This is a genomic window from Persicimonas caeni (assembly GCF_006517175.1).
GTDB lineage: Bacteria > Myxococcota_A > Bradymonadia > Bradymonadales > Bradymonadaceae > Persicimonas > Persicimonas caeni.
On sequence record NZ_CP041186.1, the window covers coordinates 6781468 to 6793265 of the forward strand.

An 11798-nucleotide genomic window follows, 5' to 3' on the forward strand; every position below is an offset into this window, starting at 1 on the left:
CAGATGGCTGCAGTGATGACATTGTTAGCCAACCTTCTGCACGGAGCCGAGGATGATTCGAAAGCTACAGCCCGACGAGATAGACAGGGCCGTCGAAATCTGGCTGCGCGCCTCCATTGACGCTCACAGCTTCATCGACCGAGAGGTTTGGGAGTCAGGCGCCGAGGATATGCGCGAGGAGTATCTGCCTTCGGCCGAAAACTGGGCCCTGGATCACGACGGCGAGGTCGTAGGGTTCTTCTCGCTCGAAGGAAACATGCTCGCAGCCCTCTTCGTCGACCCGGAAGTCCAAGGCCGAGGCTTCGGCAAGAAGCTGCTCGACAAGGCGAAGTCGCTGCACTCTAGGCTTGTCGTGTCTGTCTACGAAGAGAACGACCGGGCTGTCTCGTTTTACAGGCGCCACGGATTCGCCTGTGCTGACCGTCGCAAGGACTTGCATACCGAGCATATGGAGTGGGTGATGGAGTGGGAGGCGGGGCAGGAGTAGGGGCTGATTTGGTGGTGAAAAATTGGGGGCTCGTGAGGGAACCAGGTTCCCCGACGAGGCCCATTCTGTGCGGGTTTGCTGAGTTTTTGGTCACTCTTTGACCGTCGCCTTCCAGACCTTTTCTGCGTGGGCGAGGAACCCTTCGGGAGCTGTCGCGAAGGCGGGATCGGCTTTGTAGTCACCGCCGATCCATTCGGTCTGCGACAGACGCATCTTGGAGTCGCCGCGCAGCACGTACTTCTCGCCGTCTTCGATGACAAGCACCTTGTGCGTCGCCGGGCTGACGTCCGAGCGACAGGCGGAGCGCCAGGCGAAGGTCGCCTCGCCCACGCTATCCTCGTCGAGGTCGGTCACCGACCAATCGCCGGTGAGCGGCTCGAGCGTCGTGTCGAACTCGCACTCGTCGATGAGTTCGACGAATTGGCGTACTTGCTCCCAGTCGCCACCTTCGGATTGGCGCCAATGGCGCGCCTGCAGCTTGGTGCCCGTCTTACCGGTAAGCTTGCGGCCGAAGATAACCATATTGGCGCCTTTGGCATCCGTCCAAGCGATTCCATCGACGACCTTCCCCTCAACGGAGACGCCCTCGGGCAACGTGTCGGCGAATTTGGTCTGCTCGACCTTCGTGGTCGGCTGCACCGGTTCCTCTTGGTCGGGAGCTTCGGCTTCAGGTTTCTTCTCCTCGTCTCCAGCGTTGTCTTCTACCTTCGACTCGGCGGAGGCCTCGGCTTCGACGGTCTCAGCCTCGGCCGGCTCGGCGTCGTCCTGCGGAGGCTTCTCGCAGCCCGTGAGGGTCACGCCGAGAGCAAGCCCGGCCAAGACGATTCCATATCCAATGCGATTACGATTCATGTGAGCTCCGTACCAATCGGTGCGCGGATTGCCCGGGCGTTGGCGCGAGCGCCAACGTATCTCGCAGGCTCCCGGATGTATCCAATAGTGTGTGGAGTTCCTCTAACACGGAGGCAGGCATGAGACCATTCGTTCGAACGGGGCTCGCGCTCACCGCGGCGTTGGCATTTGGTTGTCAGTCCGGCTCGGCGCGCGCCGGGGATGGAGACGCGGCGGCCGAACAAGCACAGAAGGGCGAACAAGCAGAGGAGGCAGACATGCTCGAATCGATCGACCTCGACGGGCACGCCTGGGAGCATCGCATTATCTTGCTGTTCGCCCCCAGTGCTACACAGGCTGACTACCAGGCGATACGCGACGCCCTGTCGGAGCGCCAAGACGGCGTCGAGGACCGCGACCTGGTCGTCTATCACCTCTTCTTCGAGGAGGCGGGGCATGTGGGCGACCGCGGAATCTCACCCGTGGCCACCCGCCAACTCGCCGAGCGTTACGACGCGTCGGATGACGGCTTCACCTACGTACTCATCGGAAAAGACGGCACGGTCAAGAACCGCGCTGATGAGGCCGTGGCGGTCGACGACATCTTCGGGCGTATCGACAGCATGCCGATGCGCCGGCGCGAGATGCGCGAAGAGTAAAGCACAACTTCAACCGCGCTGGGCGTCGACCAGCGCCGTCCACGCCTCGTCTGAGAAGTCGGTCGCGTGCACCTTCTCGAGTTTTGGCAAACGGAGTAGTGGCTCGAGCGACGCGGCGGGATCGTCGTCGGCAGGCGTTCCCTGGATGTCGAGCGACTCGAGGTGGTCCAGGCCCGCCAGCGGGGTCAGGTCCTCGACGTTCGTCTGTAAGATGTCCAACACGCGCAATCGCTCGAGTTTGGCCAGCGGTGAGATGTCTTCAACCCACCCGTCATCGAGGGAGAGCACCTCGAGCGCCTGGAGGGACTCTAGCGGCGACAGATCCTCGAAGGCGCCCCAACTGACCGACAACTCACGAAGCTCGGTGAGCGGCGACAACGGCGCCAGACTCGGCAGCGCGCATTGGCCGACGTCGAGGGCCTCGAGGTTGTGAAGCTCTCCGATGACCTCCGGTAGCTCGGCATACTCCGCCTGCGCCCAGGAACTCGGAAGGTCGCCGTGATTCCAAGAGCCCTCGAGGTCGAGGCGCCGAAGCTTTTCCATCGTCGCCATCTCGGCAGGATACGCCGTCACCTGCTTCATCTGGGCGAATTCGAGTGACTCGAGCTTTGGAAGCTCGGTCAAGGTCAATGGAAAGTGGTCGAAGGCATTATTTCGAAGTCGCACGGTCTGGAGGTTGTCGAGTCGTGCGAACTCGACGGGGAGCTCGGCCAAGCCGGCCGAGACGACCTCGATCTCCTCGAGCCGTTCGAGGTGTTCGACGGCCGGCGGAATCACCAGGTGGGAGCGCTGCCCGTCGATATCGCGCGCAAAGTGGCCCCAGACCTCCAGATACACGAGCCCGGTGAGATGCTCGCAGACGAGGTCGATGTCGTCGAAGATGAAGTGGCTGGCCAGGCGTAAGTGAGTGAGTTGCTCGGCCATGGGCAACGCATGGTTGACCCGGACATTCTTCAACTTCAGGTCGGTGACCGCGGTCTCGAACAAGCGACTCGGCAACGGGACCGACGCGTCTTTAGGGCCTTCGACCGAGATGGCGGCGAGGTGCGGGAGCTCGCCGAGTGCTCTCGAGACTTCCAAGTCACCGTGGATGCCCACGAGGCTCAACGAGCGCAACTCCTCGAGACGCGCGATGTCGTCGGGGATGCGGTCGAGCCCCTTGCAGTTCAGCCGAAGCGCATGTGCATCGGTGGCGTGTTCGAGTGCATCGTCGAGCGATTGAAAGACTTTCATCGGCACCGCCTCGGTTCGGTGAAACGAGTCGAGTTCAAACGAGCAGAGTGAGAGAGGCTCGGTTATATCGGCCTGCCGATGGGTCAACAAGAGGAGTTTGGACGACGCAAGGAGACGCACACGCCGTCGTGAGAGGCGCTACCCTGAGAACGCGAAGGCGAAGAAGAGGTACGCTGCCTCTGCACTCAGTATGCGAGCGGGGCGACCGGCTGGTTCTCGGTCACCGCCGGCAACAGGCGAAGAAGACGCGTCAGCGCCCGTGGTTCGGTTCGAATCAAGAGGAGGTTGCGGCCTCGGCGCGCGACCAGCCAAAACGCCTCGTCCATCGTCGCCAAGCAAGCCGGGAAGTACTCGTCGTCCAACGCCGCACGCAGCTTACCGGGATAGTTGGCGATGCGCTGGGCGTGTGTGAGCAGGCGGTTGTAGTTACGGATCGTGGGAAGGTCGACGCTGCAGTCGACCGGCACGAAGAGCTTGCTCGACGTCATTTGCCGCAGAATCCACACCTCGAAGGCGTCATCCGCGAACAGCTTGTCGATATTCCATGCGACTGGGCGAACGGTGTAGTCGGTTTGGAGGCGGGAGGCTGCGATCGCCAGGTGCCCGAGCCCACACCTACTGGGTGGAGCGCCGTCCATCGCGTGTTCCTCCGCCTCGACTCGCAGCAGGTCTTCTTCTCCGTGCGAGAGAACGTCGAGGAGCACGCGCGCAGTCTCCTCGCAATTTGGCTTCTCCAAGCCCTCGGCCACGAGCGTGCCTTTGTCAGCTCGGAAGCTCGCAAGCGGTTTGGCGGTGGCATCACGGATGACCACCTTCATCGGCTCTTCGAAAGTGTGGCAAAGGCGCAACAACAAGATGCAGTTGATCAGTCTCGGCCGGGGCGTCAGCTCCCAGTGGCCATGCTTCGATGCGGTTAGGCCCGGCTGCGTCTCTTCGAATCCGAGCCCACGATCGAACCCAACTTCGGTCGGGTCGTTGTCAATGCCCCCTGTCTCGCTCCGCTCCTCCTCTTCTGGGAGGGACTCGAGGTCGATTCCGAGCGAGGCGGCGACGTCGAAGACCTCATCACGGTTTCGCGTGATTGGGAGCACTTCCTGCAGGTACTTGCGAGCTTGAATTGGCTCGTCTCGATGGTTGATGGCGAGTTGGAGGAGGGTTTGCACAGCCGAGTGATGATCGCCACGCCGGAACTGGAGGTGGGCGAGCTCCACCATCGCCTTCTCGTTCGCCTCCGGCTTCGACGCGGCGAATCGAAGCGCGTTTTCCGCCGCTCCGAAAAGGCCCTGCTCGATGAAGTCGTGGGCGAGGGGCACCAGCTCGTGAGCCAGCGCCACTGCGGTTTGATCGGTGAAGTCCGGAGACCGCAGCAAGAGGTTGATAAACGCATCGAGTTCTTGAGCGGTGGAGCTGTCGTCTTCAACCTTCCAGAGGTCGCCGATGAGGTCGAAGTAGTTGGTCCAGGGGTATTGTTGTTCGGCTGTATTTCGCATGTCTGTCGAAGCTTGTCGTGTAAGGTGGGGGGCGCTGGACGTTTGTCGCGTAGGTTAACGTGATTGGAGTTCAGTGCCGTGACCGCCGTGGATTTGTGTTGCCCGCAGTATACAAACGATGGCCGGTCGATGGGAAGCTGAAGTGATAAAAACGTTACAATAGTGTGAATAAGTGTTTCCCTTTGCGTTGTATAGCAGAGCAGGTGGACATCACGAATCGACGAAAAAATGGATCGCGCCGGGCGCGGCGGCTACACTGGCGGTATTCGCAGTATCGATCTCTATGGGAGTTCGGTGATGAGTCAGGCGGTCTCCGACGACAACACGATCATCGGCCGGACGTTTTTCGGCGAGTATCGGGTGGTCGAAAAGCTGGGGGAGGGCGGAAACGGCGCGGTCTACCTCGCCCGCCAACGCGCCATCGAGCAGTATATCGCGTTAAAGGTGCTCCCCGGCGAGCAGGCGGCGACCGAGGAGGTCATCGGGCGCTTTCATCGCGAGGCGCGCGCCATCAGCATGCTCACCCACCCTAATATCGTGCGGGTGCTCATCTTCGGGCGCACCGATGACGACCTGCTGTGCCTGGCGATGGAGTACGTCGATGGGCGTGACCTACGCACGGCGATGGCCGAGCGCGACTTCGACGAGTTGCGGGTCATCAAAGTCATGAAGCAGATCTGCAGCGCGGTCTTCGAGGCCCACGAGTTGGGCATCATCCACCGCGACCTCACCCCCGAGAATATCCTGCTGTGCGAGTTTCGCGGAGAGCCCGACTTCGTCAAAATCCTCGACTTCGGTCTGGCTAAGATCCGCCAGCCCGACGACGCCGACCCCGGACTCACACGCCAGGGCGTCGTCTACGGCACCCCGATGTACCTGTCGCCCGAGCAAGGCCGCGCCGACGACGTCGACTGGCGCACCGATATCTACAGTCTGGGCTGCATCCTGTACGAATTGATGGTCGGCGTGCCCCCGTTCGACGGGGCGGGGCCGCGCGAGATCATCGCCAAGCAGATCGCTGAAGAGCCCGTCCGCCTGGCCGAGTTCGTGCCCGAGCGCGCCTCCGAGACGATGCAGCGCATCATCAACCGTGCGATGGCCAAAGCACCCGAGGACCGTTTCCAGACCGGCCTCGAGATGTTCGACGCCCTTGTCGAACGCGAGCGTGAGTTGCTCGCCGAGCGCAAGCTCCCCGCCAAGTCGTCGTATTACCCGGGGGTCGAGGTGACCGGGTCTGGTTCCGGCGACTACGAGGCGGCGGTGATCGATGACGTGGACGACCTCGCAGATCTCGACGAAGACCTCGCCGCCGGGGCCACGCCCGACGAGCACGACCCGCGGCTGACGATGATGGTCATCGTCAACGGCGTGCTGCTCTGCGCGGTGCTCGTGCTGTTGGGGCTGGTAAGTTGGCTGACGAGATGAGCCTCGTGCAGCCAAGTGCTCGGCTGTCTTCAGTCGTACTCGATGACAGCATTCGTCCGGTGGTCGGTCAGGTTGGGCAATAGGCGTAGAAGCTGCGTCCATCGGCGCGGCTCGGCGCGGATCAGCAGGACGTCGGCTCCTTTGCGCGCCACCAACCACAGGGCGTCTTGCATCTCGCCGATGCATGCACAGGGGTGCTCGTCGTCGAGTGCGACCTGGAACTGGCCGGGCAACTCGGCCAGGCGCTGTGCGTGAGTGAGCAGCCTGTGAAAGTCGTCCAGCTCGAACTCGGTCGTGCTCGACTTGATCGGAACAAAGATATCTCTAGGCGCGACTTGTCGAAGTACCGACCACTCGAAGAGGTCGTCGGCGAGCAGTGAGTCGAGATCCCAGGGGATGGGTTGCGCTGGGTAATCGCTCCAATGACGGGCCGCGGCGAGCAGTGCGTCGCCCAGTCGGACAGCCGAGCGGTTGCCGCTGGCTGGCTGGGCGCGTTGCGCGCGCACCTCGAGCTCCTCGCCTTCGCCGTGCGACAGGACCTCGAGGAGAGTTCGGGCGACTTGGTCGCGCTCGGTGGCTTCTTGTCTGCTCGTCCCTTGGCCGATCTGTGTGATCTTGCCGTTGTGGATGATCAAGGCGCCGACCTGCTCGCCGGCCGCGTCGTTAATGGCGACCTCGGCGGGCTCATCGAAGGTGTTAACGAGCCGCAAGAGCAACAAGCAGTTCTTCAGCGGCGAGCCGGGCGTCAACTGCCAGGTGTCGCTCTCGAGTTTGGCTGTGCCAGGCTCGGTCGTCTCGGCCCCGAGTCCTTGGCCCTGACGCATTTGAGAGTCGTCGTCCTCGAATGCTTCCCTCTCGAAGGCCATCTTGGCCATCGGAGCGCGTGCTTCGGCGGGGTCTGTGAGCGACTCCAGAGGGACCTCGAGATCTTCGGCGACGCGGTACACACTGTCGCGGCACTTGGTGATGGCAAGCGAGTCGTGGAGATAATCGCGGGCGCGTTCGGGTTGGTGGGCCCAATCGGCAGCGAGCTCCAAGAGGGTCTTTTCGGCGCCGCGGTGATCGCCCCCGCGGAATTGCAGGTTGGCGAACTCCGCGCGGGCCTTCGAGTTCACCGCCGGCTGCGCGGCCGCATATTCTAGCGCCCGTTTGGCGGTGCTGAACATGGCTCGCCCGATGTACTCGCGGGCCTGGGAGACGAGCACCTCGGCTAGCTCTGCGGCCATCTCCGAGTCGAACTCGGGGTAGCGTTGCAAGTAGGTGAGCGCCACGTCGAGCTCGACGGCTGCGGAGGTGTCGTCGACGGACTGCCACAACTCGTCGAGGAGATTGAAGTAATTGATCCAGGGCGATCGTACGGCTCGTTTACTCGTCATAAATACTGCTTGGAGTAAGACCTGAGTCAGCGGTCTGACGTGAGAATAGTCGGCGTTGACGGAAGCCCGTGAGGGGGCTCGAGGGCTGGGCGATTGGACTGGAGCGAATAGAGTAGAAGGATGAGTTGAATCTTCCGGTGCTTTGAGTTGAATAGGCTACGTGCGATTTTAACGTGCTGTCAAGCGGATGGCGCGGCCGCGGCGCCGCAGGGCTGCTCATTGCTCATCGTCTCGCAAGAAGACCACCCGATGCGCCTCGTCGGCCTGCGGCCACTGCACCGACTCGAGCTGCTTGTCGAGCACGGCGTCGGGCACCGAGCGGTCGCGCTCGCGGTTGCGGCGCCGAAACTCACCGGGCTCCATGTGGAAGCAGACGAGCGTGGTGAACGCGTCGTAGTCGAAGCCGAGGCCCAACGGAAGCCCGCGAAAGTCGCGGCGCAGGTTGGTCGCATCCCAGACCACCTTGCGATGATTGCGAAGGTGGTCTTTGAGCTGCTCTTTGGCGATCTGGCGCACCTCGCCGTTTCGCGACTGATCGGCGGTGTCGCCGGTCAGCTCTTCGCGGATGTCATCCATCGACACCACGTGGTGCTCTGGCAGATGGTGGCGCGCCCAGGTGGTCTTTCCCGACCCGCTCGGGCCGCACAGCACGACCAGATCGGCGAATGCGTCGCGGTAGCCGTACGACTTGGCGACCGCCTCTTGGGGCGTGTAGATCTCGCCTCGCTCGGCTTCCCTTACCGCCCGGGCAAAGACGAACGCGCGCGTCGTTTCGTCGAAGCCGTTGAGCTCGGCGCAGATATGTTCCCACCACCCCTCGTACAAGCTTTGCGTCGGCTGCATGGCGCCGAAGACGCCGTGCTCCACTGCGAATAATCCGAACAGGTCGATATACTCGATTTGTTCGGCTCGGTCCGGGCACCGGCGCCCGCGCATGTCGGCCTGCTCCAACAGATACAACAACTCGACGTCAGCCAGGCGCGCAAGCTTGCGGTAGCGCCTGGCCGGTCGGTCGTCGATGACCAGGTGCTTGGGGTCGTGGTGGTGGCCGACGAGCGCCAACACCTGCGTGGTGACCGAAGCCGGCAAACCGAGCTCGAGGATCCTGTACGCCAGGTACGAACGCCCCTCGTCGGCATGACGCGGCGCGACGATGCGCTCTTTACCGGCGATGACACGCGTCTGGGTGCGAAGCGGCTTGGCGATGTCGTGGAACACCGCGCTCAACACGAGCGCGAGCCGCCGCTCGGCCGACAATTCGACCTGCTCGAGCAGGCCGTAGGTCTCCTCGATCACCATCGACGTATGCACGTAGACGTCGCCCTCGGCGTGCCACTCGGGGTCCTGCGGCGTATCGCCGAGCCGGTGGAGCAGGGCGAATCGCTCACCCCACGCTTCGACGATGGCGGCGAGGTCGGGCGTCGCCCCCTCGTAGATTTGTTGTGCCAGGGTATCCATGGTTCAGTCCTCGGCGAGGCCGTTTGCAATGACCTCGCGGTGCATCCAGTGTTCGTCGGTGGTGACGTGATTCGACCGCACCCATTTGGCGATGTGGTCGCGAAACACCCCGTGGTGAAAGCCCTCGGCGGTGCGCACGACGTAGCCCTCTTGCGTCTCCGTATCGATGTCGTCGGCGAGTCCACGTATCAGCTCTTCGTGCCAGGGGCCGCGATAGAGGATGGGCACATGCTCGAGACCGAGGAGTGCGCACCACTCTAAGGCCGCGTCCCAGTCGAGGCAGACGTTCTCCTCGTTCCACACCGAGAAAACCTCGAAGTACGAGGCGAGTTCGGTGTAGCGGAGAGAATGCTCGGCGTAGAGGTTCTCCCCGCACACGCGCCAGGCCTCCGGGATGAGGTGGCCGATACGTCCCTGGAGTCTCTTGACCCAGTTGCGGCTCGGGTGATGACGCGAGTCGACCGAGCGCGCATGGATATGGTCGCGATACATCGTGGTGTTCTCGCCGTCGCGTTTCTCGGTGACCACGACCTCGCGCCCCTCGAAGTTCGACACGTCCCACCGAAAGACGTCGTCCTCGCTCGCACCGGGCGACCAAGGAAGGTGCGGAGTGCGCGGGTATTTTGTGTAGTTTGTCATGGCGTTCGTGATTCAAAATGGGGCCCAAGAAACGACAAAAGCCGGAACCCTCATCGGCACCGGCTCGAAACGGCAACATGTGTATGGGCACGCTACATGACCGCAGGGCGGTCCGGCGGGGTCGATGATGATATGTAGGTGTCCTTACGCATAGCTTTCTCCTTGGCCGGCACCATAGCGGCGGATTTTCGGGTGTCAAGTCAACCACGTACGGGAATGGGGCTCCCCGCAGGTTCGATCAGCGATCGCCCGTCCAGGGGTGACGAGGCCGTTCGAGACCGCCGGGGTGACTCAACGCCCCGGCAATGGCATACCTCCCCCTTTCCCCAGCGATGCGGGCGCTTTTTTAGAGGCAGACCTTCCAGGTCTGGTCTCGGGGCGTTTTCGCCCCGGGTTGTCTTTCGAAAGAGTGACGGCGTCGGCTGCGGGCTCAAGCCTCGAAGGCGTCAAACTCAGTGGTGTCCAGTATGGGAATGCACAGCGTCATAAGCGCCTGCTCGACAACCATCTTCCAGGTTGGCTTGTGCCACTTCTCTGCGGATTTGTTGCGAGTCAGCGCACGCAGCATCGCCAGAATATTGATGGCAATGGAGCGCAAAAGCCCCGCCACGAGCACCCCATCGGGATGCATCGTCCACGGCGTTCGACGCGCGTCTTCATCGAAGATGGCATCGGCGGTCCAGTGGCCTTCATTCTCGCAGCGCCAGTGGGCTCGGGCGAGTGCGAGCGCCTCTTTCGCCCCAAGCTCATCTGGGGACTCGGAGCTGACGAAGTAGCGGTTTCCTACCTCGGCGTCCTCGTCGCCGGCGACCACCCGCTCGATGCGCACCACCTGCCTGGCACCCTCGAAGCCGTACTCCCCGTCGAGCTTTTCGCGCCAGACGCTATAGCAGATCGTCTTTCCACGCTCTTCGACCACGTCCCGATGGTCAGCCTGACGACCTTCTCTGTCACCGAGAGTGTCGACGGCATGCTCCCAGAGCCTGCCCTGGCCGACTTTGAGCGACATCAAATAACCAATGTCGCGCCCCTGGAGCATCTGGGCGACCTCGGGGGTGGCGTTACCGGCGTCGAGCGTGACCCGCTCAATGAGTTTGGTGCGTCCGTAGGCCGACATGAGCGCCGAGACGGTCAGCTCGATGGCGCCCCATTCATTTGTCTGACCGGCGATCGGCCACTGATCCAGCGCGACCGCCGCACTCGAGGAGATCAATGTAGTGCGATGGACGCGGATAAGGCCGCACAGCTTGCCGTGGCTGCTCTCCTGGAGCTGGACGTGGGGAAACTGAGTCGACAGCACCTGGCGAAGCTCGGCGGGGGCCAACGTGGCGCCATCGAGGCTTGTGCGCTGGGTGACGAGCGCGCGCAGGCGCTTTTCGGGGACGGTGGCCACATGCTTGCCGTCGATCGCGGCGGTGCTTTTTTGCAGGCGCACCGGTACAAGACGGCCTCGGCGCCACTCGGCTTTGACCTGCCGATGGAGGCATCGGCGAAGCTGGGGCCATTTGATGCGGGGCAAAACCAGACCAAAGGCGTTGTCCGACACCCGCTCTTTAAGCCCGACTTGGGCGCGCACTGTGGGCCGAAGCTGCTCGCTTCTGACCTCCACGGCCCGCACCGAGCGGGCGTGCGTCGAAAAGGCGAGTGCTCCCAGCTTGAGAAGCGCGTGCAGCGGGTGGACAACCCACTGCTGGGCTCGCGGATCGTCGACCCTCTCAAAGCGGGCATCCGAAATACGACGTAAAAAGCCCTTGGGTGTAGCGGCGTTTCTGCTTATTCTCATCTGTGCCATATCGACCTCATTCGTGAGGGAAAAGGCATCGACGGCGTCCGCAGCTTAGCCCGCAGGGACGCCGTCACTCTTTCTTGGCTCAGATGATACGAAATCTAGATCGGTGGGTCGATCCCTCGACCGGAGCCGTGACCGGAGACCGGAGCCGTGACCGGACACCGGAGCCGTGACCGGTGCCGGCCGTCGACTCGGCGCGCTGCGCACGCCATGGAGGTGGGTGGGCGCGCATCTAGCTTTCAGGCTTTCCGTCCACCGGGACAAGCCCGGTGGGGCGGCTGCCTCGCCGAATTGCGAAAAAGAACCGCAGCTCAATCGTTGAGCGAACCTGAGGCTCCCCGACGAGGCCCGTTTGATGCGGGTGTGAGCGGAGCCACGTAAGGGAATGGGGTTCCCCGACGAGGCTCATTT

Annotated in this window: 10 protein-coding genes; 3 read left to right on the forward strand and 7 right to left on the reverse strand. The window is 62.7% G+C overall.

Going from position 1 to position 11798, the window contains the following annotated elements; translation table 11 throughout:
• The first annotated feature begins 52 nt into the window (after positions 1-52).
• Positions 53-487, forward strand: a complete 435-nt coding sequence (locus tag FIV42_RS25195) for an N-acetyltransferase (RefSeq protein WP_141200368.1) — start codon at positions 53-55, stop codon at positions 485-487.
• Positions 488-577: 90 nt separating this feature from the next.
• Here FIV42_RS25195 and FIV42_RS25200 read toward each other — a convergent pair whose 3' ends face one another.
• Positions 578-1339: a M949_RS01915 family surface polysaccharide biosynthesis protein gene (locus FIV42_RS25200; protein WP_141200369.1), complete on the reverse strand. Its 762-nt coding sequence runs from the start codon at positions 1337-1339 to the stop codon at positions 578-580.
• 119 nt (positions 1340-1458) lie between these two features.
• Here FIV42_RS25200 and FIV42_RS25205 point away from each other — a divergent pair, with 119 nt between their 5' ends.
• On the forward strand, positions 1459-1977 hold the full coding sequence (locus FIV42_RS25205) for a DUF4174 domain-containing protein (RefSeq protein WP_141200370.1): 519 nt from the start codon (positions 1459-1461) through the stop codon (positions 1975-1977).
• A gap of 9 nt (positions 1978-1986) precedes the next feature.
• Here FIV42_RS25205 and FIV42_RS25210 read toward each other — a convergent pair whose 3' ends face one another.
• Both FIV42_RS25210 and FIV42_RS25215 read right to left on the reverse strand, forming a co-directional pair.
• Positions 1987-3210, reverse strand: a complete 1224-nt coding sequence (locus FIV42_RS25210) for a leucine-rich repeat domain-containing protein (protein ID WP_141200371.1) — start codon at positions 3208-3210, stop codon at positions 1987-1989.
• 185 nt (positions 3211-3395) lie between these two features.
• Complete coding sequence (locus tag FIV42_RS25215; RefSeq protein WP_141200372.1) at positions 3396-4700, reverse strand: tetratricopeptide repeat protein; 1305 nt, start codon at positions 4698-4700, stop codon at positions 3396-3398.
• Positions 4701-4928: 228 nt separating this feature from the next.
• Between FIV42_RS25215 and FIV42_RS25220 the strand changes: the two genes are divergently transcribed.
• The gene (locus FIV42_RS25220; protein ID WP_141200373.1) at positions 4929-6125 is read left to right on the forward strand and encodes a serine/threonine protein kinase; all 1197 of its coding nucleotides are present in this window, start codon (positions 4929-4931) and stop codon (positions 6123-6125) included.
• Between the two features lie 29 nt (positions 6126-6154).
• Here FIV42_RS25220 and FIV42_RS25225 read toward each other — a convergent pair whose 3' ends face one another.
• The 4 genes from FIV42_RS25225 to FIV42_RS25240 all read right to left on the reverse strand — a co-directional run bounded on the left by FIV42_RS25225 (position 6155) and on the right by FIV42_RS25240 (position 11390).
• Positions 6155-7501 (reverse strand): hypothetical protein, encoded by a 1347-nt coding sequence (locus FIV42_RS25225; protein ID WP_141200374.1) that lies wholly within the window; start codon positions 7499-7501, stop codon positions 6155-6157.
• 216 nt (positions 7502-7717) lie between these two features.
• On the reverse strand, positions 7718-8959 hold the full coding sequence (locus FIV42_RS25230) for an AAA family ATPase (RefSeq protein ID WP_141200375.1): 1242 nt from the start codon (positions 8957-8959) through the stop codon (positions 7718-7720).
• A 3-nt stretch (positions 8960-8962) separates the two neighbouring features.
• Positions 8963-9598: an RNA ligase family protein gene (locus FIV42_RS25235; protein WP_141200376.1), complete on the reverse strand. Its 636-nt coding sequence runs from the start codon at positions 9596-9598 to the stop codon at positions 8963-8965.
• 430 nt (positions 9599-10028) lie between these two features.
• Complete coding sequence (locus FIV42_RS25240; protein WP_141200377.1) at positions 10029-11390, reverse strand: transposase family protein; 1362 nt, start codon at positions 11388-11390, stop codon at positions 10029-10031.
• Positions 11391-11798 lie beyond the last annotated feature (408 nt).